This is a genomic window from Pseudomonas sp. IT-P2 (assembly GCF_949767575.1).
GTDB lineage: Bacteria > Pseudomonadota > Gammaproteobacteria > Pseudomonadales > Pseudomonadaceae > Aquipseudomonas > Aquipseudomonas pharyngis.
In genome coordinates, this window is record NZ_CATKQA010000001.1 from 185,995 (window position 1) to 208,340 (window position 22,346).

Sequence of the window (22,346 nt, forward strand, 5' to 3'; positions counted from 1 at the left end):
GCTACAAGCTGCAAGAAAGAGCAGTGGAAACTGCAGTGCTTTTACTTGCGGCTTGCAGCTTGGGCTCGCAGCTGAGCCGTCAAAAATCCTTACAGAGCCGGAGTGCGTCGTAGATGGCGGCGTGGGTATTACGCTGCGCCACGCAGTCACCGATGCGGAACAACAGATAACCGTCGCCAGTGCTGCTCAACGAAGGTTGCGGCTGGATCGCGAACAGCGCCTCGACGTCGATCTGGCCCTTGTTGCGCGAGCCGTCCTTGAGGGCGTAGTAGATTTCTTCGTCCGGACGCACGCCGTTCTCGACGACCACCTGATCCACCACCCGCTCCTCTTTGGCGCCGGTGTATTCGTTCTCCAGCACCGCGACGAGTTTGTCGCCTTCGCGGTAGACCTTCTCCAGCATCATGTCGCCGGTCATGATCACTTCTTTCGGGTACATGCTGCGGTAGTAGGTCGGGAACGACGTACCGCCGATGGCCACGCCCGGCTTGATGTCGTCGGTGACGATCTCGACCTGGCTGCCCTTGTCGGCGAGGAAGTCGGCCACCGACATCCCGGTGAACTCGCAAATGGTGTCGTAGACCAGCACGTTCTTGCCCGGCGCAACCTTGCCGTCGAGCACGTCCCAGCTGCTGACGACCAGCCCTTCAGCAGCGCCCCAGTGTTCGTTCTGCTCCAGATACGGATGCCCGCCAACGGCCAGCACCACGATGTCCGGACGCAGGTCCATGATGGTGTCGGCGTCCGCCGCAGTGCCCAGACGCAGGTCGACTTTCAGCCGCGCCAGTTCCAGCTGGAACCAGCGGGTGATGCCGGCGATCTGGTCACGCTGCGGCGCTTTCGAGGCGGTAGTGATCTGGCCGCCGATGAATTCTTTCTTCTCGAACAGGGTCACGTCGTGGCCACGTTCGGCCGCCACACGGGCCGCTTCCATCCCCGCCGGGCCGGCACCGACGATCACCACCTTGCGTTTCGGCCCGGTGGATTTCTCGATGATGTGCGGCACGCCCATGTATTCACGGGAGGTCGCGGCGTTCTGGATGCACAGCACGTCCAGACCCTGGTACTGACGGTCGATGCAATAGTTGGCGCCGACGCACTGCTTGATCTGGTCGATCTGACCCATCTTGATCTTGGCGATCAGGTGCGGGTCGGCGATGTGGGCGCGGGTCATGCCGACCATGTCGACGTAACCGCCCTCCAGGATCCGCGTGGCCTGGTTCGGGTCCTTGATGTTCTGCGCGTGCAGCACCGGAACCTTGACCACTTCCTTGATCCCGGCCGCCAGGTGCAGGAACGGCTCCGGCGGATAACTCATGTTCGGAATCACGTTGGCCAGGGTGTTGTGGGTGTCGCAACCCGAGCCGACGACGCCGATGAAATCGAGCATGCCGGTGTCGTCGTAATACTTGGCGATCTGCTTCATGTCTTCGTGGGACAGACCGTCCGGGTGGAACTCGTCACCGCAGATGCGCATGCCGACGCAGAAGTCGTCACCGACCTCGGCACGCACGGCTTTCAGGACTTCCAGACCGAATTTCATCCGGCCTTCGAAAGTGCCGCCCCACTCGTCGGTCCGCTTGTTGACGCGCGGGCTCCAGAACTGGTCGATCATGTGCTGGTGCACGGCTGACAGTTCGACGCCGTCCAGGCCACCGGCCTTGGCGCGGCGCGCGGCTTGCGCGTAGTTGCCGATCACCCGCCAGATTTCTTCCGGCTCAATCGTTTTGCAAGTGGCACGGTGCACCGGTTCACGGATGCCCGACGGCGACATCAGGGTCGGCCAGTGGAAACCGTCCCAACGGGAGCGACGGCCCATGTGGGTAATCTGGATCATGATCTTGGCGCCATGCTTGTGCATGGCGTCGGCGAGATTCTGGAAGTGCGGGATGATCCGGTCGGTGGACAGGTTCACCGAACTCCACCATTGCTGCGGGCTGTCGATCGCCACCACGGACGAACCGCCACAGATCGCCAGGCCGATGCCGCCCTTGGCTTTCTCTTCGTAATACTTGACGTACCGCTCGGTGGTCATGCCGCCGTCGGTCGCGTAGACCTCGGCATGCGCGGTGCTGAGCACGCGGTTGCGGATGGTCAGTTTGCCAATTTGAATTGGCTGAAACATTGCTTCGAAAGCCATGGCGGGTTCCTCGACTTACAACGGCTTGACGGTGAACAGGCCGTCGTCGTGGCCTTCTTCGGAGCCACCGTAAACCTGCTCGGCCACGGTGCGGATCTGGCTGCCGCGAGCGGCGAGGATCTGGTCCATGGCACCGGCAAACCAGCCGGTGAACATGTAGTCGACCTTGCGCCCGACCTTGCCGTAGACGTAGACGAACGCCGAGTGTTCGAGCTTGACGCTGGCGGTGCCTTTGTCGAGGTCGATGTCCTGGATCTTGAACAGGCCCCAGCCGCGCTGCGACAGGCGCTTCATGTAGTGTTCGAACACCGCGACGCCTTCCAGGCCGTGGCACTCGGCTTCTTTTTCACACCAGTGCCAGGCGGATTTGTAGCCGGCCTTGTAGAGGATTTCGGCATAGGCGTCAGCGCCCAGCACTTCCTCGATGCCCATGTGGTTGTTGACGAAGAAATGGCGCGGCACGTACAGCATCGGCAGGGCGTCGGAGGTCCAGACACCGGTCTCGCTGTCGACTTCGATTGGCAATTGCGGGGCGATCTTGGCCATGGAAACTTAACTCCAGAAAAATTTTGGTGTTGCCCCCGGCGCGGACGGCCGGGGGAAAGTATTCGGGAAGCGGCGGCTTATTCGCCCCAGACGTCTTTGAGGACGTTGACCCAGTTTTCGCCCATGATCTTGCGTACCACGCGCTCGGAGTGGCCGCGCTTGAGCAGGGTTTCGGTCAGGTTCGGGAACTCGCCGACGGTGCGGATGCCCAGCGGGTTGATGATCTTGCCGAAGTTGGTCAGACGGCGGGCGTAGCCCTTGTCGTGGGTCAGGTATTCGAAGAAGTCCTGGCCGTGACCCTGGGTGAAGTCGGTGCCAATGCCGATGGCGTCTTCGCCGACCAGGTTCATGGTGTATTCGATGGCTTCGGCGTAGTCGTCGATGGTCGAATCGATACCCTTGGCCAGGAACGGCGCGAACATGGTCACGCCGACGAAACCGCCGTGGTCAGCAATAAACTTGAGCTCTTCATCGGATTTGTTGCGCGGGTGCTCTTTCAGCCCCGACGGCAGGCAGTGGGAATAGCAGACCGGTTTTTTCGATTCGAGGATGACTTCCTCGGAAGTCTTGGAGCCGACGTGGGACAGGTCGCACATGACGCCGACACGGTTCATCTCGGCAACGATTTCGCGACCGAAACCCGACAGACCGCCGTCACGTTCGTAGCAACCGGTGCCCACCAGGTTCTGGGTGTTGTAGCACATCTGCACGATACCGACGCCGAGCTGCTTGAACACCTCGACATAGCCGATCTGGTCTTCGAACGCGTGGGCGTTCTGGAAGCCGAAGAGAATGCCGGTCTTGCCCTGCTCCTTGGCCTTGCGGATGTCGGCGGTGGTGCGGACGGGGATCACCAGGTCGCTGTTTTCGCGAATCAGTTTCTGGCTGGCGGCGATGTTATTGACCGTGGCCTGAAAGCCCTCCCACACCGACACGGTGCAGTTGGCCGCCGTCAGACCGCCCTTGCGCATGTCTTCGAACAGCTCGCGGTTCCATTTGGCAATGATCAGACCGTCGATAACGATGCTGTCGGCGTGTAATTCGGCTGGGCTCATCAGGCGTCCCCTTATTGGCGATTCATGCGCCGAATCGTCTGCCGGCGCTTTGGGGCCAGCATATGCCTCGGTGCGCGACCAGCCGGGTGCAAAAACGACAGGGGAATTGCCGAAAGCGTCAATCCGCGACAAAGGGTCGCCAACCGGTCCGACCGGCCACCTGTTCAAGCCCGCGAGCTTGAGCCAGAATCTGCCGCATCCCGGAAACACCACTGGATTAGAGCGGCGACATCAATGAAATCGATCTTCCTGGCCCTGGCCCTGATTGCGACCGGCGTACACGCCGCCGAAGAGTCCGACAACAACCCGTGCGACGCGGTGGAAAACGACATCCAGACCCTGGAATGCTCGACCTACAGCCGCACCACCGCCGAGGACCTGCTCAAGGACAACTACGCCAGCCTGAACGAGCGCATGCAGACGGCCTACGGCAAGAACCCGGCGCAACTGGCCGACATCACCGCCAAACTCAAAGCCGCCCAGCAACAATGGCTGAAGACCCGCGACGCCGACTGCGCCGTCGAAGCCTTCCCGGCGACGGACGGCAGCAAGGCGTTCAAGATTGCGCAGAATGACTGCGTGGCGCGGATGAGTGACGAGCGGTCGGAGTTTTTGGAGTCGATCGGACAGGAGTGAGGGCTTGAGCTGTAAGCTGCACCTCTTCAGCCAATCAAGGGATTCACATGAACATCTGCGGTATCGAAATCAAAGGCAGTGAAGCGATCATCGCCGTGGCGTCCCTCGACGGTTCGGTGCTGAGCCATGTGGCGCTGAACACCAAGAAAATCGCGCTGGACGATGACGACGAGGCGGCCAACGTCAAACTGTTCGCCGCGCAGGTCGCATCGTTCGTGCGCGAGAACTCCATCGATCGCATCGCGATCAAGAAGCGCAGCAAGAAGGGCGAGTTTGCCGGTGGGCCGACCACGTTCAAGATCGAGGGTGTGTTTCAGTTGCTGGACGGTTGCGAGGTGACGCTGCTGTCGCCGCAGACGATCAATGCCCAGGCCAAGAAGCACAATTTCGAGCTGCCGGGGACGCTGAACAAGTATCAGCATGAAGCCTACAAGGCAGCGTGCTCGGCGTTGGTGAAGAAGTAGCTAGCGCGCTTTACGCGTGCTCAGCCAGTCGCCGAAGGACTTGTCTTCCAGCGCATAGCCACCACGGCTCGACTTCCACACCAGCTCCTTGTCGCGCAGGGCATCGATGCAGGCCTGAATGGTCTGGGTGCCCGGCACCACGTCGCTGCCCAGGTTTTCCAGTGCCTTGCTGACGGCCGTGAGCGTGCTGTCTGTGAACGGCGCGAATGGCTCGTTGTTCTGTGAGCGCTCCACCATCACCTCCAGCACGGCGCGCTGAGGGATGGTCAGAGCGTTCCACGCGCTCTCGAACTCGGTCCATACGCCTGCGCGCAACAATTCGGCACGGCTTTGCAGCAGTTGCCCCAGATTGCTGGCCTCGCCCAGCTCCAGCGCGACTTCGCCGATGATGGTGCGCAACATTTCCGGGCGCCGCCCCACCAATTCAAAGGCGTCGTCGATATCGGCCGCACTGAACTGGTTGGTCTCGGCCAGATGGGCGTTGAGGTGCAAGGTGTACGCCTGGGTGAACTCTTTCCCCAGCAGCGGAAAGGGCGTGATGCTCGAGCCGAAAAACGGTTGGCTCTTGCCCAGTACCAGGTGGGCGAGTTTGTCGCGATTGGAACCGGTGAACACCAGATGCAACCCGCTGCCCTCGCCTTCACGCCCCTGATTGAGCTGATCCCGTGCGGCCTTCAGGGCAAACATTGCGTTAATGCCCGCTGCTGTGGTGAGTGCGTGCTGGGCCTCGTCGATCACCAGCACTACGGTTTTTTCGGCGGCGCTGTGGAGCAGTTCCAGTGCTTGCGTCAGGGTCGCGCCGGCCGGCAGTTGCGGCTTGGTGAAATCCCAGGACAAGGTGCGCAGAAAGCTGAGTTTTTCGATGCCGATATTCTTCGCCAGTTTGCGGATGCCCCTTTCAAAGGGGACCAACGCACCTGCAATGGCACTGGCGATCAAGTCAGCAGGGTCTTTTTCCTTATCGGCCCACAGGTCGACGTAAACCGTCAGCCAGCCTCGGGCCTGGCATTCCGGGATCAGATCCTCGCGCAGAAAGGTACTTTTGCCTGTGCGACGCGGCGCAGCCAGAAAAAGACCGGAGGTGAAATCCTGCAGACCTGCACCCACCAGACCATCGGCAACGCTGCGGGCCAGAGCGGGGCGGCGGAAGACGAAGCCGTTGTTTCGGGACATGGTTTTACACTCAATTATTCAAACGACTGTAATTTATACCTGAAAGTATAATTAACTATAATCGTCCGTCAAACGGCCTCCCGTCGCCGATCCTCTCGCGGACACCGGGCAAACTTCGCCCGGTAGCTGCGGGTGAAATACGACGGGGATTCAAACCCGCAGGCGATGCTGACTTCCAGCACGCTCATGTCGGTCTGGCGCAGCAGCTGTCGGGCCTTTTCCAGTCTTAAGCGCAGATAGAAATTGCTCGGCGTGTCATTCAGATGCAGCCGAAACAAACGCTCCAGTTGCCGCCGCGTCACCTTGATCGATTCCGCCAGTTCCAAAGTGGTCAGCGGCGGTTCGCTGTGCTGCTCCATCTCGCCGATCACATGCACCAGCTTCTTGTTGCTGATGCCATAGCGCGTGGCGACCTCCATGCGCTGGTGGTCCTTGCGCGGACGAATCCGCCCCAATACAAATTGCTCGCTGACCTGGATCGCCAGTTGCGGGCCGTGGGCCTGGGCAATCAGGTCGAGCATCAGGTCGATGGACGCGGTACCGCCGGCAGAAGTGATGCGCCGCCGGTCGATCTCGAACAGTTCCTGGGTGACGCTGAGCTGTGGATAAGATTCCTTGAAGGCGTCGATGGCCTCCCAGTGCAGGGTCAGGCGATGACCATCGAGCAGGCCGGCCTCGGCAAGGACGAAGCTGCCGGTGTCGATGGCGCCGAGGGTCACGCCTTCGTTGTCCAGCCGTCGCAGCCAGTGCTCCAGCGCCGGGGTGGCGAACTTCAGCGGTTCAAAACCGGCGACCACCAGCAGCGTCGCCCCTTTCTTCAGCGGCTCCAGCGCCGCATCGGCGTTGACCGACATCCCGTTGCTCGCCAGCACCGCCCCGCCATCGGCGCTCAAGACGTGCCAGCGATACAGCTCGCCGCGAAAGCGGTTGGCCACCCGCAGCGGTTCGATCGCAGAGATGAAACCGATGGCGGAAAAACCCGGCATCAACAGAAAGTAGAAATCCTGGGACATGGCGCGCACTCGGTCAGCGGGTAGCGTGCAACGTTGATACGCCAGTTGTCGGCGGCATTCAAGAGCACAGGTCGCTGCAGTGCAAGAGCTGGTCGCCGCAGTGCGTTTTTACGGGGGCATTGCTGCGTAATTTGAGCATCACCGGCGCACAGACACCGGAACCCACAATAACGACCTGCCGAGGAACCCGACATGAAACGACTGATCAGCAGCTGTGTTCTCGCACTCAGCGGTACCGCGTTTTTAAGCGCCAGTGTCATGGCGGCCGATTCCGCATCGTGTCAGAACGTGCGCATGGGCGTGGTGAACTGGACCGACGTGATCGCCACCAGTGCCATGGCCCAGGTTCTGCTCGACGGCCTCGGCTACAGCACCAAACAGACCAGCGCCTCCCAGCAGATCGTCTTCGCCGGCATCCGCGACCAGCGTCTGGACCTGTTCCTCGGCTACTGGAACCCGCTGATGACCCAGACCATCACCCCGTTCGTCGAGGCCAACCAGGTCAAGGTGCTTGAAGCGCCAAGCCTCAAAGACGCCCGCGCCACCCTCGCCGTGCCGACCTATCTGGCGGACAAGGGCCTGAAAACCTTCGCCGACATCGCCAAATTCGAGAAGGAGCTGGGCGGCAAGATCTACGGCATCGAGCCAGGCTCGGGCGCCAACACCCAGATCAAGGCAATGATCGCCAAGAACCAGTTTGGCCTCGGCAAGTTCCAGCTCGTGGAATCCAGCGAGGCCGGCATGCTCGCCGCCGTCGATCGCGCCGTGCGCCGCAAGGAGGCCGTAGTGTTCTTCGGTTGGGCACCGCACCCGATGAACGTCAACGTGCAGATGACCTATCTGACCGGCAGCGATGACGCCCTCGGCCCGAACGAAGGCATGGCCACCGTGTGGACCGTCACCGCGCCGAAATACGCCGAACAATGCCCGAACGTCAGCCGCCTGCTGAGCAACCTGACGTTCACCGCCGAAGACGAGAGCCGGATGATGCAGCCGCTGCTCGATCACAAGGACGCTTTCGAATCGGCCAAACAATGGCTCAAGGATCACCCGCAGGACAAACAGCGCTGGCTCGAAGGCGTCACCACTTTCGATGGCAAACCGGCGGCTGAAAACCTCCAGCTCACCAGCAAATAAACCGCAACGAACGAATCACTTCGCAGCCCGCCACGGGCTGCGAACAGACCCATCACGCCTGAAGGAAAACGCACCATGAACCACGACGTCATCATCACCTGCGCACTCACCGGTGCTGGCGACACGACCGCCAAGAGCCCTCACGTGCCGGTCACCCCGAAACAGATCGCCGCAGCCGCTGTAGAAGCGGCCAAGGCCGGCGCCACGGTCGTGCACTGCCACGTCCGTGACCCGCAGACCGGCAAGTTCAGCCGTGACGTGGCGCTGTACCGCGAAGTCATGGAGCGCATCCGCGAAGCCGACGTCGACATCATCGTCAACCTCACCGCCGGCATGGGCGGTGACCTGGAAATCGGCCCCGGCGAGAACCCGATGGAGTTCGGCCCGAACACCGATCTGGTCGGCCCGCTGACCCGTCTGGCCCACGTTGAAGAACTGCTGCCGGAAATCTGCACGCTGGATTGCGGCACCCTGAACTTCGGCGACGGCGACACCATTTACGTCTCCACCCCGGCCCAGCTGCGGGCTGGCGCCAAGCGCATCACCGAGCTGGGTGTGAAGGCGGAGCTGGAGATTTTCGACACCGGTCACCTGTGGTTCGCCAAACAGATGATCAAGGAAGGCCTGCTCGATAACCCGCTGTTCCAGCTGTGCCTGGGCATCCCGTGGGGCGCGCCGGCCGACACCACCACCATGAAAGCCATGGTCGACAACCTGCCCGCCGACGCGGTGTGGGCCGGCTTCGGCATCGGCCGGATGCAGATGCCGATGGCCGCGCAAGCGGTGCTGCTTGGCGGCAACGTGCGGGTCGGCCTGGAAGACAACCTGTGGCTGGACAAAGGCGTGCTGGCGACCAACGGCCAACTGGTCGAACGCGCCACAGAGATCCTCAGCCGCCTCGGCGCCCGCGTGCTGACCCCGGCTGAAGGTCGCAAGAAGATGGGCCTGACCCAGCGCGGCTGAAATCACCCTTTCCCCCGGTGGGCGGGCCATTGACGCCCACCGTTTTTTTGCCTCATTCCAGGAAGTGACCATGAGCTTTATCACCGAAATCAAAACCTTCGCAGCACTGGGCAGCGGCGTCATCGGCAGCGGCTGGGTCGCCCGCGCCCTCGCCCACGGCCTCGACGTGGTGGCCTGGGACCCGGCGCCGGGTGCCGAAGCGGCGCTGCGCAAACGCGTGGCCAACGCCTGGGGCGCGCTGGAGAAAAACGGTCTGGCGCCGGGCGCGTCGCAGGATCGCCTGCGCTTTGTGGCGACCATTGAAGAGTGCGTGCGCGATGCGGATTTCATCCAGGAAAGCGCCCCGGAACGCCTCGAACTGAAACTGGATCTGCACAGCAAAATCAGTGCGGCGGCCAAGCCGAATGCGTTGATCGGTTCCAGCACTTCCGGCCTGTTGCCGAGCGAGTTCTACGAGAGCTCGACCCACCCGGAACGTTGCGTGGTCGGTCACCCGTTCAACCCGGTTTACCTGCTGCCATTGGTGGAAGTGGTCGGCGGCAAGAACACCGCGCCGCAAGCGATTCAAGCGGCGATGAACGTCTACGAATCCCTCGGCATGCGCCCGCTGCATGTGCGCAAGGAAGTGCCGGGCTTCATCGCCGACCGCCTGCTCGAAGCGCTGTGGCGTGAGGCGCTGCACCTGGTCAACGACGGTGTGGCGACCACCGGTGAGATCGACGATGCGATCCGCTTTGGCGCGGGCCTGCGCTGGTCGTTCATGGGTACGTTCTTGACTTACACCCTGGCCGGTGGCGATGCCGGTATGCGCCACTTCATGTCGCAGTTCGGCCCGGCGTTGCAGTTGCCGTGGACGTACCTGCCGGCACCGGAACTGACCGACAAGTTGATCGACGATGTGGTGGACGGCACCAGCGATCAACTGGGCCGGCACAGTATTTCGGCGCTGGAGCGCTATCGTGATGATTGCCTGCTGGCGGTGCTTGAGGCGGTGAAGACCACCAAAGAGAAGCATGGGATGAGTTTCAGCGAGTAACCGATCGCTCCCACGTCGAGGCGTCGAACCGTCTGCGTGGGAATGCAGCCCGGGACGCTCTGCGTCCCAGAAGCGTGACGCAGAGCGTCACAGGAGGCGTTCCCACGCAGAGCGTGGGAACGATCGCATCAGGAGAAAATATGCCCACCCTCACCACCTACCAAACCCGCATCATCCGCGACTGGGTCGACTACAACGGCCACCTGCGCGACGCCTTTTATCTGCTGATTTTCAGCTACGCCACCGACGCCCTGATGGATCGTCTCGGCATGGACAGCAACAACCGCGAAGCCAGCGGCCACTCGCTGTTCACCCTCGAACTGCACCTCAACTACCTGCACGAAGTGAAGCTCGATGCCGAAGTCGAAGTGCGCACGCAGATCATCGGTCACGACCAGAAACGTCTGCACCTCTATCACAGCCTGCATCTGGCCGGCGGTGACAAGGAGCTGGCCGGCAACGAACAGATGCTGCTGCACGTCGACCTGGCCGGGCCGCGTTCCGCGCCGTTTACCCCGGACACCCTGGGCCGTCTGCAAGCCATCGTCGCCGAGCAGGCCGATCTGCCCGCCCCGGCTTACATCGGCCGGGTCATCGCCCTGCCCCCAGCCCGGTAAATCCATCCCTCACAAGGAACCGCCATGCAAACCGCCGTTGCCGTTGCCGATTTCCGTACTTATCCGTTGATCAGCGCGCTGAACGGCGTGCAGAACCTGGCGGATCGCGTCCTGATCGAATGGGCCGACGGGCGTGTCAGCCCGTTCCACCACGTGTGGCTGCGCGACAACTGTCCCTGTCCGCACTGCGTCTACAGCGTCACACGTGAGCAGGTGTTCGAGATCATCGATGCGGCTCCCGACCTGACGCCATGCGCGGTGCACATCGACACCGATGGCTGCCTGCGTATCGACTGGCAGGACGGCCACCTCAGCCGCTTCGATGCCGGCTGGTTGCGCGCCCACGCCTACGATGATGAATCGCGCACCGAACGCCTCGCCTCCAGGCCGAAACCCTTCCTGTGGCGCAGTGATTTGCAGTTGCCGGTGTTCGACTATGCGGCGCTGATGAACGACAACGCCGCACTGCTGCAATGGTTGCTGGCGGTACGCGACATCGGCCTGACCCAGGTGCGCGGCGTACCCACCGAACCCGGTTCGCTGAAGCTGATCGCCCAGCGCATTTCGTTCATCCGCGAGAGCAACTTCGGCGTGCTGTTCAACGTGCAATCCAAGGCCGACGCCGACAGCAACGCCTACACCGCTTTCAACCTGCCATTGCACACCGACCTGCCGACCCGCGAGCTGCAACCGGGCCTGCAATTTCTGCATTGCCTGGTGAACGACGCCGAGGGTGGCGAGAGCATTTTCGTCGACGGTTTTGCGATTGCCGAAGCGTTGCGCCAGGAAGATCCCGCGTCGTTTCAGGCGCTGTGCGAAATCCCGGTGGAGTTTCGCAACAAGGACCGCCACAGCGACTATCGCTGCCTCGCACCGATCATCGCCCTGGATGCGTTGGGCCGGGTCGCGGAAATCCGCATGGCCAACTTTTTGCGCGGGGCGTTCGACACGTCCGTGGAGCAAATGCCCCTGCTGTATCGCGCTTATCGGCGCTTCATCGCCATGACCCGCGAGCCACGCTTTCGGGTGATGCAGCGGCTCAATCCGGGCGAGTTGTGGTGCTTCGACAACCGCCGCACTTTGCACGCGCGCAATGCGTTCGACCCGACCACCGGGGCCCGGCATTTTCAGGGCTGCTACATCGATCGGGATGAATTGCTGTCGCGGATTCTGGTGTTGCAGCGCTAGACCGCGTCAGCCTTATTCGCAGGCAAAAAAAGCCCCGATACAAGCCGTGACAGGATCGGGGCGAGGGTACTGTTGAGGAGCTGCCGTGGCGAGGGTGACCAAACCTTCGTGAAGCGAGCTGAGGCCAGTGTGCCGACTCCCCTTGACGGCGAGTTAGCCGAAAACGACCTGTTCATAGCCGTCGCGGCCACTGCGACAAATCGCCCTTGCCGTGCCTGGGCAGGCCTACCAGAATCGAGCCACGACCTCCGTTGCCGAAGAAGGATTCGCGTCATGATGTATGCCGATTTGATCGATCAGGAAGACCTGTTGGGCCAACTCAAGTCGTTGGGTTTTCAAGTGCCGAGCGGTTCAACTGCCGAGCAGGCCTGTGAGTATGCGGTGCGCGGTCTGGATAACGTTCGCGCCTTTGAACTGCGCAAGATGGTCAAGGACATGTACACCAGCGGCGCCAGCATCCAGCCTGCAGTGCGTCAGGCCATCGACAAACAATTGTTGCCGGCATTGGCGCAATACCAACAAACCCATAGCGCCTGACGTTACTCACCTGATCGTTCCCACGCTCTGCGTGGGAATGCCTCAACGGACGCTCCGCGTTCGGCCTTTTGGGACGCAGAGCGTCCCGGGCTGCGTTCCCACGCAGACGGTTCGACGCCTCGACGTGGGAACGATACTTATCAGAGCCTTACACTGGCGAATGTGGATTCGTTGCGTGCCTGGCTCAGCGCCGACATGGGCCCGGACAGCGGCGACATCACGATGGCCTGCGGCAGCGGCATCATTGCCACCTGCTGGGTGGTGTTGGAGCCGACGCGCTCGTCACGCGGCGGAATGCCGAAGTATTCGCGGTAGCACTTGGAGAAGTGCGGCGTCGACACAAACCCGCAGACCGACGCCACTTCGATGATCGACATCGGCGTCTGCTTGAGCAGTTGCCGCGCACGGATCAGGCGCAGCTTGAGGTAGTAGCGCGACGGCGAGCAGTGCAGGTATTTCTGGAACAGGCGCTCGAGCTGGCGACGGGACACGGCGACGTACACCGCCAGTTCGTCGAGGTCGATCGGCTCTTCCAGGTTGGCTTCCATCAGCGCAACGATTTCCTGCAGTTTCGGCTGGTTGGTGCCGAGCATGTGCTTGAGCGGTACGCGCTGGTGATCCTGCTCGTTGCGGATGCGTTCGTAGACGAACATCTCGGAGATCGCGGCGGACAGTTCACGGCCGTGATCGCGGCTGATCAGGTGCAGCATCATGTCCAGCGGCGCGGTGCCGCCGGAGCTGGTGAAACGGTTACGGTCGAGGGTAAACAGGCGGGTGCTCATCGCAACACGCGGGAAAGCTTCCTGCATCGCCGCCAGACATTCCCAGTGCACGCTGCAATCGAAGCCGTCGAGCAGGCCGGCGCAGGCCAGGGCCCAACTGCCGGTGCACACGGCACCGAGGCGGCGTGACTGCCGCGCCTGGCTTTGCAGCCACGACACGTGTTCACGGGTAACGGTACGTTGAATGCCGATCCCGCCGCACACGATGACGGTGTCGAGGGCCGGGGCTTTGTGCATGGAAGCGTCGGGGGTGATCTGCAGACCGTCACTGGCCCAGACCTGGCCGCCGTCGACGGTGAGGGTGGTCCAGCGATACAGCTCGCGACCGGACAACTGGTTGGCCATGCGCAGCGGTTCGACTGCGGAAGCCAGGGAAATCAGCGTGAAATTGTCCAGCAGCAGAAAGCCGATGGATTGAGGCGCACGGTTCTGGGGTTGAGCCCCGGAGTTGAACGACGTCATCGCGGTATCTCCTCACACAAAGCGGGTGATGGCCTCAGGCGGAGGCTCTTGTTATTGCCATCGTTCTCTTGCGTGAGACGGGCTTTGTTATGACAGAGCAATTGCCATGCCTAAAATTGAATGGCTGTTCAATAACTCCTGAAAACGACGTCGCGACGCGTCTATACAAGCGCTCCAACGAGGGGTAATTCGAAGTGCCATCAGCGGCCGCGAAAGCCCTGCCCCGGAGCGTGTGAGCAAATCGGTAGCACTTGTGGGAACTGGCCTGCGCGCGATTGTCCTACAGTGTCACCGCAGGCACGGGTGACGGACGGTAGCGCCTGCGAATCAGGCGCTGGAGGCAGGAAAGACTCTTATCCGATAGCGACGCGCCAAAAGGTGGCGCGTTTGATATCCGGTGCTCACTTGGTGCGCAGTTTTGACTGGTCCGGCCCCGTCGCTGGCAAGCCAGCGACGGGGCGACCAGGTATCAGCACTCCACCGCGCTGACCGCCAACCCGCCCCGCGAAGTCTCTTTATATTTGTCATGCATGTCGGCGCCGGTATCGCGCATGGTCCGGATCACCCGGTCCAGCGAGATGAAGTGCTGACCGTCCCCACGCAAGGCCATCTGCGCGGCATTGATCGCCTTCACCGCCGCAATCGCATTGCGTTCGATGCACGGCACTTGCACCAGGCCGCCCACCGGATCGCAGGTCAGACCCAGGTTGTGTTCCAGGCCGATTTCCGCCGCGTTGCACAACTGCTCGGGGCTTGCGCCAAGGATTTCAGCCAGTCCTGCCGCCGCCATCGCACAAGCCGAACCGACTTCACCCTGACAGCCGACTTCAGCGCCGGAGATCGAAGCGTTCTTCTTGCACAGAATCCCCACCGCCGCCGCCCCGAGGAAGTAGTCGACCACGTTGGCGTCGGTCACCGCCTCGCTGAATTTCATGAAGTAGTGCAGCACCGCCGGAATGATCCCCGCCGCGCCGTTGGTGGGTGCCGTGACCATGCGCCCGCCGGCGGCGTTTTCCTCGTTCACCGCCAGGGCGAACAGGTTGACCCACTCCATCGCGCTGAGGGTCGAGCCGATCACGTTGGGCTTGTTCAATTCCTGAAGACTGCGGTGCAACTTCGCCGCGCGGCGGCGCACGTTGAGGCCGCCCGGCAGGATGCCTTCGTGCTTGAGGCCCTGCTCGACGCAATCCTGCATCGCCCGCCAGAGCTTCATCAGGCCGGCGCGGATTTCTTCTTCGCTGCGCCAGACCTTCTCGTTGGCCATCATCAATTCGGCCACGCGCAGGTTGTGGGTCTTGCACAGTTCCAGCAGCTCCACCGCGCTGGAAAAGTCGTAAGGCAACTCGGTGCGATCCAGATCCACCACGCCGCTGGAGGCCTGCGCCTCGTCCACCACAAAACCGCCGCCGACCGAATAGTAGGTGTCGCGATGCAGCTCGCCGTGATCGCCTTCGGCAACCAGGGTCATGGCGTTGGGGTGGAACGGCAGGTTCTCGTCGATCAGGCGCATGTCGCGGCCCCATATAAAGGGCACCGACAAACGACCGTCGAGCAACAGCGTATGGGTTTCACGCAGGGCCTGGATCCGCGGGCCGATCTGCGACGGGTCGATCGCGTCCGGCCACTCGCCCATCAGACCCATGATCACCGCGTTGTCGCTGCCGTGACCGACCCCGGTGGCCGACAGCGAACCGAACAGCTGCACCTCGATGCGACGCACCTGCTCCAGCAAATGTTTGTCGCGCAATGACTCGACAAACAGGGCGGCGGCGCGCATGGGCCCGACGGTGTGGGAACTGGAGGGGCCAATGCCGATTTTGAACAGGTCGAAAACGCTGATAGCCATTGCTGCAGAGCTCCTGAAAGTGCCGGTCCGGGGCGTGAAACGCCCGCTGGCGGAGCTGCTACGCTCAAGCTGCGATCCGCCGGAATGCCCGCATCATCAGGCTTTTCCCGGGTCGCTCGGCGTCTGACACCGACGTACTCATGCCCACTAACGCCGTGCCGGTTTCAGCCCGTGTTTTCGCCGTTTTTATGCGGTTCAGATGGCCAGAAAGGGCAGAAAAAAGCTGTAAACGACGTCACTGACACTGGATGCGACCATCCCTGTACTGGATACGACGCACCCTGTAGGCGTCAGATTTTCACTGGTACATGATCGTATCGACTCGATTGCAAGGCGCTGCGGTAGAGCTGTCTCCAGAACGCCATCCAACCGCAACCCATAAGTGCGGTGGTCCAATCGGAACACTGCCAAAAAAAACACCAAGGAGTCCATTCATGAAAGGTTCCCCGTCGTTGTTGTTGGCCGCCATGCTGAGTCTGCCGTTACTGGCTCAAGCCGCAGAACCGGCGCAGTGCAGTACCGTGAACTTCTCCGATGTCGGCTGGACCGACATCACCGCAACCACCGCCACCACCTCCGTCGTGCTTCAGGCCCTCGGCTACAAGACCAAGACCACCATGATTTCCGTACCCGTGACCTACAAGTCGCTGGCCGACGGCAAGAACATGGACGTGTTCCTCGGCAACTGGATGCCGACCATGGAAAACGACATCAAGGCCTACCGCGACGCCGGCACCGTGGAAACCGTGCGCACCAACCTCAAGGGCGCCAAGTACACCCTCGCCGTTCCGCAGGCCTTGTATGACAAGGGCCTGCACGACTTCGCCGACATCGCCAAATTCAAGAAGGAACTCGACGGCAAGATCTACGGGATCGAGCCGGGCAACGACGGCAACCGTCTGATCCAGAGCATGATCGACAAGAACGCCTTCGGCCTGAAAGACGCCGGCTTCAAGGTAGTCGAATCCAGCGAGGCGGGCATGCTGTCGCAGGTCGACCGCGCGCAAAAACGCGACACCGCCGTGGTGTTCCTCGGCTGGGCGCCGCACCCGATGAACAAGCGCTTCAAGATTCAGTACCTGACCGGCGGCGATGAATTCTTCGGCCCGGATTTCGGCGCCGCCACCGTGGCGACCAACACCCGCAAGGGCTACGCCGAGGAATGCAGCAACGTTGGCCAACTGCTGAAAAACCTGGAGTTCACCGTCGACATGGAAAGCGAACTGATGGGCAACATCCTGGACGACAAGATGAAGCCTGACGCGGCCGCCAAGGCCTGGCTGAAAAAGAATCCACAGGTGCTCGATACCTGGCTCGCTGGCGTGACCACCATTGACGGTAAACCAGGCCTGGAGGCCGTGAAAGCCAAACTCGCACAGCCTTGAATTAAAGAGGCATCGCTTATGCCGGGCGGGCTAACCGCCCGGGCTGTTTATTCCTTGCATGCGGACGTTCACTACCATGCTGATTGATCAGAAAATCCCTTTAGGCCAGTACATCGCGGGCTTCGTTGAATGGTTGACGCAACACGGCGCCAACACCTTCGACGCAATCGCCGTGACACTGGAAACGATGATCCACGGCGTGACGTTTGCGCTGACCTGGTTCAACCCGCTGGTGCTGATCGGCCTCATCGCCCTGCTGGCCCACTTCATCCAACGCAAATGGGGCCTGACCGCGTTCGTGGTCGCCTCCTTCCTGCTGATCCTCAACCTGGGGTACTGGCAGGAAACCATGGAAACCCTCGCCCAGGTCATGTTCGCGACCCTGGTCTGCGTGGTCATCGGCGTGCCGCTGGGCATCGTCGCCGCGCACAAACCGATGTTCTACACTTTGATGAGGCCGGTACTCGATCTGATGCAGACCGTACCGACCTTCGTTTACCTCATTCCTACCCTGACCCTCTTCGGGCTGGGTGTGGTGCCGGGCCTGATCTCGACGGTGGTGTTCGCCATCGCCGCGCCGATCCGCCTGACCTACCTGGGCATCCGCGATGTCCCGCAAGAACTGATGGACGCCGGCAAGGCCTTCGGCTGCTCGCGTCGCCAACTGCTTTCAAGGATCGAACTGCCTCACGCCATGCCGAGCATCGCGGCCGGCATCACCCAGTGCATCATGCTGTCGCTGTCGATGGTGGTGATCGCGGCACTGGTGGGGGCCGACGGACTCGGCAAACCGGTGGTCAACGCACTGAACACTGCTGATATCGCCCTCGGCTTCGAAGCGGGCCTGGCGATCGTACTGCTGGCGATCATGCTCGACCGTATCTGCAAACAACCCGACGCCAAAGCAGGGGGTGACGCATGAGCATAATTCGCTTCGATAACGTTGACGTGATCTTCACCAAAGATCCGCGCGAAGCACTGAAACTTCTCGATCAAGGCTTGACCCGCAGTGAAATCCTGAAAAAGACCGGGCAGATCGTTGGCGTTGAAAAGGCCAGCCTGGACATCAACAAAGGCGAGATCTGCGTGCTGATGGGCCTCTCCGGCTCCGGCAAGTCGAGCCTGCTGCGCTGCATCAACGGCCTCAACACCGTGAGCCGCGGCAAGCTGTTCGTCGAACATGAAGGCAAGCAGATCGACATCGCTTCCTGCTCCCCGGCCGAGCTGAAAATGATGCGCACCAAACGCATCGCGATGGTGTTCCAGAAGTTCGCCCTGATGCCCTGGCTGACGGTGCGCGAGAACATCAGTTTCGGTCTGGAAATGCAGGGTCGCCCGGAGAAGGAACGGCGCAAGCTGGTCGATGACAAACTCGAACTGGTGGGCCTGACCCAATGGCGCAACAAGAAGCCCGACGAGCTTTCCGGCGGCATGCAGCAGCGTGTCGGCCTGGCCCGCGCGCTGGCGATGGACGCCGACATTCTGCTGATGGACGAACCGTTCTCGGCCCTCGACCCACTGATCCGTCAGGGCCTGCAGGATGAACTGCTGGAACTGCAACGCAAGCTGAGCAAGACCATCGTGTTCGTGAGCCACGACCTCGACGAGGCGCTGAAACTCGGTAGCCGCATCGCGATCATGAAGGACGGCCGGATCATCCAGTACAGCGTGCCGGAGGAGATCGTGCTCAACCCGGCGGACGATTACGTGCGCACCTTCGTCGCCCACACCAACCCGCTGAACGTGCTGTGCGGTCGCAGCCTGATGCGCACCCTGGACAACTGCAAACGCATCAACGGTTCGGTATGTCTGGATCCGGGCGGCGATTCGTGGCTGGATCTGGCCGAAGGCAACACCATCAAGGGTGCGCGGCAGAACGGTTCGGTGCTGAACCTGCAGAACTGGGCACCAGGGCAAGCCGTGGAAGGCCTGGAGCGCAAACCGACGCTGGTGGACTCGAACATCGGCATGCGCGACGCGTTGCAGATCCGTTACCAGACCGGCAACAAACTGGTGCTGCACGACAACAATCATGTGGTGGGGATTCTCGGCGACAGCGAGCTGTATCACGCGCTGCTCGGGAAGAACCTGGGGTAAAGAGAGCAGACACAAAAACGCCGCGAGAGGATCGCGGCGTGATCGTTCCCACGTCGAGGCGTCGAACCGTCCGCGTGGGAATGCAGCCCGGGACGCTCCGCGTCCCAAATCAAAAGCCGAACGCGGAGCGTCCGTTGAGGCATTCCCACGCAGAGCGTGGGAACGATCAGACACAAAAAAGGGGCTCAACTTGAGCCCCTTTGTATTCCCGCACAACGTGCAGGAAAGATCACTTCACAACTCAGCTATAGACCCGGCCAAGGAGCTGCCGATGGCTTTCAAACTGATCGAGCACATCGCGCGTGATCTGATCCTGTGTGAAGCCCATCAGGTCGTAGTCCTGGCTGCCGTTGTGCAGGTACACCTCGGCGCGGTAGAAACGCTGGCGAGCTTCATCGGACTGGACCGATTCGCTCGGGGTCGCCAGATAGCCGTCCAGGCTCACTTCGTAGACAAAAGGGTTGCCCTCTTCCATCTCGACCCGCACGCCCATGCAGCGCTTGGATTTGCCCAGCAGCGTCTGCACTTCCAGACCCTGTGCACGCATTTGCGCCGCGGCATCTTCCAGCGCCGGGCTGACATGTTTATCCATGAAGCGCTGCACCACCGACTGGCTCGGTTGCAGGTCCAGCTGGGTCAGGCGCTCGCTGAAACCACGACGACCGCGTTCAGCCAGTTGCGCCTGCTCCTGTTCGATCTGCATGTCCTGGCGCATCGCCTTGTGCAGGCCGAACATGAAGCACACCAGCACCACCGAGAACGGCAGACCGGCCAGCACCACCATGGTTTGCATGGCTTCGAAGTTACCGGCGAACAGCAGGCCGATGGTCACCAGCGTGATCACGACCGACCAGAAGATCCGCAACCAGTGCGGGGCGTCTTCGTCGACGTTGCCGCCCTTGCAGGACAGGTTCGCCATCATCACCGCGCCGGAGTCGGCCGGTGTCAGGAACAGCACGAAACCAACGAAGATCGAAACACCGATCACGACTTTCGACGCCGGGTAGTGTTCAAGCAACTGATAGATCGCCATCGACGGCTGTTCCAGTGCCGTCTTGCCGAGTTCCACCGCACCCTGGTTCATCACCAGATCCAGCGCCGAGTTACCGAAGATCGACAGCCACGCCAGGGTGAAACCCAGCGGAATCAGCAGCACGCCAGCCACCAGTTCACGCACGGTACGACCACGGGAAATACGCGCGATGAACATGCCGACGAATGGGGCCCAGGAAATCCACCACGCCCAGTAGAACAGAGTCCACAGGCCCAGCCAGCGGTCGGATTTCTCGCTGTCGCCTTCATAGACGTACAGGTCGAACGTCTTCAGCACCACGCCGTTGAGGTAGTCGCCGATGTTCTGCACGAAGCCGTTGAGCAGGTGCAGGGTCGGGCCGAACAACAGGACGAAAATCAGCAGGCCGCTGAACAGGATGATGTTGAGGTTGGACAGACGACGGATGCCGTTTTCCACGCCGGACACGGCGGCGATGGTGGCCACGGTGCTCATCACGATGATCACGATCAGCAGGTTGGTGTTGCTGTGCTCCATGCCGAACAGGTTTTCCAGGCCCGAGGACACTTGCAGCGAGCCGATCCCCAGGTTGGTCACCAGACCCAGCAGGGTCACGAACATGCCGAAACCGTCCACCGCATGACCGGCGGCGCCTTTGACCCAACGCTCGCCCACCAGCGGGTACAGCGCCGAACGCAGGGCCAGCGGCTGGTTATGACGATAAGCGAAATAAGCCACGGCCAGACCGACCAGTGCGTAGATCGCCCAGCCGTGCAGGCCCCAGTGCAGGAAAGTCAGCTGAACAGCCTGACGTGCCGCCATGTTGGTAGCGGATGCGCCTTCCGGCGGATTGAAGTAGTGATCCAGCGGCTCGGAGGCGCCGAAGTACAGCAGCGAAATACCGATACCCGACGAGAACAGCATCCCCGCCCAGGCGCCGTAGCTGAAATCCGGGGTGTCGTCCTTGCTGCCCAGTTTGAGTTTGCCGTACGAGGAAAACGCCAGGCCCACCACAAACACCAGGTAAGCGGCGATCACCACCATGTAGTACCAGCCGAAGCTGCGGGACAACCAGGCCTGAGCCACTCCCAGCATTCTGCCGGCCTCTTGCGGGGCGATGATCAGAATGGCGGTCAACAACAGAATCAGCGCGGTAGAGGTGTAAAACACCCAACCGTTGACCGTCACCTTCTCGGGCGGGGTCTTTATAAGCGAGGCAGAACTCATGGCACAAATGCTCCAGGCAGTGCGAGAGAAGAACACAAGGCAACACGGAACCCGACCAATCGGTTAGTTGGCAGCCGACCGGCGGGTGATATAAAGACACCCCGAAAAAAGCCCGAACCTGCAGAGATGGCATCGCGAATCGCCGTCGTGGCCGAGGCATGGACGTTCATCCGAAACCTGGCCTTGAGCGTCTTGCCCATTCAACACGTCCGTCGAACGTCGAACCGCGCCTTGCCGCGCGCAGGTTTCGAGCCTTTTCGGATGTCGGTTTTATCGCCACTTACACGTAGGAAAAATCTGTAGGCAGCGACGATTTGTCGCAGATCTTATTCTTTGTTGATTGAACGTTCAATCAAAACAAAATAGACTGGCCCTCAATCCGATAGGCGTCATTCGCCCGTCGGAAGGCCTAAGGAGATGTGCAAGATGCCCAAGGTCGGTATGCAACCCATCCGCCGCCAACAACTGATCGAAGCCACTTTGCAGGCGGTTGATCAGGTCGGAATGGGGGACGCCAGCATTGCGCTGATCGCCCGTTTGGCCGGTGTCTCGAATGGCATCATCAGTCACTATTTTCAGGACAAGAATGGCCTGATCGCCGCCACGATGCGGTATCTGATGAGCGTCCTCAGCGAGAGCGTCACCGCGCGCCGTCAGGCGCTGGCAGACAACAGCCCTCGGGCGCATCTGCAGGTGATCATCGAAGGCAACTTCGACGCCAGCCAGGTCAATGGCCCGGCAATGAAAACCTGGCTGGCCTTCTGGGCCACCAGCATGCACCAGCCGTCTTTGCACAGGTTGCAGCGGATCAACGATCACCGTCTGTATTCCAACCTGTGCTGCGAGTTCCGCCGTGTGTTGCCGCTTGAAGATGCGCGCACCGCCGCCCGTGGACTGGCAGCTCTGATCGACGGCTTGTGGTTGCGCGGCGCGCTGTCGGGAGACGCTTTCGACACTGCGCAGGCGCAACAGATCGCTTACGAATACATGGATTTCCAATTGGCCAAGCAGGTGAGCTAGAGCACAGAAA

The 22,346-nt window shown here is 61.4% G+C and carries 20 protein-coding genes; 12 read left to right on the plus strand and 8 right to left on the minus strand.

Translation table 11 applies throughout. The features are described 5' to 3' along the window. Nucleotides 1-79 precede the first annotated feature (79 nt). From dgcA to ACM6JM_RS00885, 3 genes are all read right to left on the minus strand, one after another. Nucleotides 80-2,140: a dimethylglycine demethylation protein DgcA gene (gene dgcA / locus ACM6JM_RS00875; RefSeq protein ID WP_011336289.1), complete on the minus strand. Its 2,061-nt coding sequence runs from the start codon at nt 2,138-2,140 to the stop codon at nt 80-82. Nucleotides 2,141-2,155: 15 nt separating this feature from the next. Further along, entirely contained in the window at nt 2,156-2,686 is a 531-nt protein-coding gene (locus tag ACM6JM_RS00880; RefSeq protein ID WP_011336290.1) for a DUF5943 domain-containing protein, read from the minus strand. Nucleotides 2,687-2,763: 77 nt separating this feature from the next. Then, nucleotides 2,764-3,741, minus strand: a complete 978-nt coding sequence (locus tag ACM6JM_RS00885) for a dipeptidase (protein ID WP_039768004.1) — start codon at nt 3,739-3,741, stop codon at nt 2,764-2,766. Nucleotides 3,742-3,975: 234 nt separating this feature from the next. On the opposite strand from ACM6JM_RS00885, the gene ACM6JM_RS00890 reads away from it, so the two are divergent. Together ACM6JM_RS00890 and ACM6JM_RS00895 are read left to right on the plus strand one after the other, a co-directional pair. After that, nucleotides 3,976-4,377, plus strand: coding sequence for a lysozyme inhibitor LprI family protein (locus ACM6JM_RS00890; protein WP_039768003.1), 402 nt, complete (start codon nt 3,976-3,978; stop codon nt 4,375-4,377). 47 nt (nt 4,378-4,424) lie between these two features. Beyond that, entirely contained in the window at nt 4,425-4,841 is a 417-nt protein-coding gene (locus ACM6JM_RS00895) for a DUF3010 family protein (RefSeq protein WP_007959772.1), read from the plus strand. Here the strand turns inward: ACM6JM_RS00895 and ACM6JM_RS00900 are convergent, their stop codons facing one another. Both ACM6JM_RS00900 and ACM6JM_RS00905 read right to left on the minus strand, forming a co-directional pair. Beyond that, on the minus strand, nt 4,842-6,014 hold the full coding sequence (locus tag ACM6JM_RS00900; protein WP_414881163.1) for an AAA family ATPase: 1,173 nt from the start codon (nt 6,012-6,014) through the stop codon (nt 4,842-4,844). A 68-nt stretch (nt 6,015-6,082) separates the two neighbouring features. Next, complete coding sequence (locus tag ACM6JM_RS00905; protein ID WP_011336294.1) at nt 6,083-7,027, minus strand: GlxA family transcriptional regulator; 945 nt, start codon at nt 7,025-7,027, stop codon at nt 6,083-6,085. Nucleotides 7,028-7,219: 192 nt separating this feature from the next. Here ACM6JM_RS00905 and choX point away from each other — a divergent pair, with 192 nt between their 5' ends. From choX to ACM6JM_RS00935, 6 genes are all read left to right on the plus strand, one after another. Further along, nucleotides 7,220-8,164, plus strand: coding sequence for a choline ABC transporter substrate-binding protein (gene choX / locus ACM6JM_RS00910; protein ID WP_039768001.1), 945 nt, complete (start codon nt 7,220-7,222; stop codon nt 8,162-8,164). A 75-nt stretch (nt 8,165-8,239) separates the two neighbouring features. After that, nucleotides 8,240-9,127 (plus strand): 3-keto-5-aminohexanoate cleavage protein, encoded by an 888-nt coding sequence (locus ACM6JM_RS00915; RefSeq protein ID WP_064380223.1) that lies wholly within the window; start codon nt 8,240-8,242, stop codon nt 9,125-9,127. Nucleotides 9,128-9,197: 70 nt separating this feature from the next. Continuing rightward, nucleotides 9,198-10,163, plus strand: a complete 966-nt coding sequence (locus ACM6JM_RS00920; protein ID WP_103385380.1) for an L-carnitine dehydrogenase — start codon at nt 9,198-9,200, stop codon at nt 10,161-10,163. Nucleotides 10,164-10,303: 140 nt separating this feature from the next. Next, the gene (locus tag ACM6JM_RS00925; RefSeq protein WP_074692115.1) at nt 10,304-10,780 is read left to right on the plus strand and encodes a thioesterase family protein; all 477 of its coding nucleotides are present in this window, start codon (nt 10,304-10,306) and stop codon (nt 10,778-10,780) included. A gap of 24 nt (nt 10,781-10,804) precedes the next feature. Next, nucleotides 10,805-11,968 carry a gamma-butyrobetaine dioxygenase gene (locus ACM6JM_RS00930; protein WP_039767997.1) on the plus strand — a complete coding sequence of 388 codons (1,164 nt, stop codon included), beginning with the start codon at nt 10,805-10,807 and terminating at the stop codon, nt 11,966-11,968. Between the two features lie 273 nt (nt 11,969-12,241). Next, complete coding sequence (locus ACM6JM_RS00935) at nt 12,242-12,505, plus strand: hypothetical protein (protein WP_039767996.1); 264 nt, start codon at nt 12,242-12,244, stop codon at nt 12,503-12,505. 140 nt (nt 12,506-12,645) lie between these two features. On the opposite strand, the gene ACM6JM_RS00940 is transcribed toward ACM6JM_RS00935, so the two are convergent. Together ACM6JM_RS00940 and ACM6JM_RS00945 are read right to left on the minus strand one after the other, a co-directional pair. Further along, the gene (locus ACM6JM_RS00940) at nt 12,646-13,749 is read right to left on the minus strand and encodes a GlxA family transcriptional regulator (protein WP_011336300.1); all 1,104 of its coding nucleotides are present in this window, start codon (nt 13,747-13,749) and stop codon (nt 12,646-12,648) included. Between the two features lie 469 nt (nt 13,750-14,218). After that, nucleotides 14,219-15,595 (minus strand): L-serine ammonia-lyase, encoded by a 1,377-nt coding sequence (locus ACM6JM_RS00945; protein ID WP_007959754.1) that lies wholly within the window; start codon nt 15,593-15,595, stop codon nt 14,219-14,221. A gap of 434 nt (nt 15,596-16,029) precedes the next feature. On the opposite strand from ACM6JM_RS00945, the gene ACM6JM_RS00950 reads away from it, so the two are divergent. From ACM6JM_RS00950 to choV, 3 genes are all read left to right on the plus strand, one after another. Then, on the plus strand, nt 16,030-16,980 hold the full coding sequence (locus tag ACM6JM_RS00950; RefSeq protein ID WP_210710198.1) for a choline ABC transporter substrate-binding protein: 951 nt from the start codon (nt 16,030-16,032) through the stop codon (nt 16,978-16,980). A 76-nt stretch (nt 16,981-17,056) separates the two neighbouring features. Next, nucleotides 17,057-17,902, plus strand: coding sequence for a choline ABC transporter permease subunit (choW, locus tag ACM6JM_RS00955; protein ID WP_039767993.1), 846 nt, complete (start codon nt 17,057-17,059; stop codon nt 17,900-17,902). After that, entirely contained in the window at nt 17,899-19,077 is a 1,179-nt protein-coding gene (gene choV, locus ACM6JM_RS00960; protein WP_011336304.1) for a choline ABC transporter ATP-binding protein, read from the plus strand. Before choW ends, choV begins: the two co-directional genes overlap by 4 nt. Before the next feature lie 241 nt (nt 19,078-19,318). On the opposite strand, the gene ACM6JM_RS00965 is transcribed toward choV, so the two are convergent. Then, nucleotides 19,319-21,259, minus strand: a complete 1,941-nt coding sequence (locus ACM6JM_RS00965) for a BCCT family transporter (protein ID WP_223290698.1) — start codon at nt 21,257-21,259, stop codon at nt 19,319-19,321. Between the two features lie 483 nt (nt 21,260-21,742). Here ACM6JM_RS00965 and betI point away from each other — a divergent pair, with 483 nt between their 5' ends. Further along, nucleotides 21,743-22,336 carry a transcriptional regulator BetI gene (betI, locus tag ACM6JM_RS00970; RefSeq protein WP_103385376.1) on the plus strand — a complete coding sequence of 198 codons (594 nt, stop codon included), beginning with the start codon at nt 21,743-21,745 and terminating at the stop codon, nt 22,334-22,336. Nucleotides 22,337-22,346: the final 10 nt, after the last annotated feature.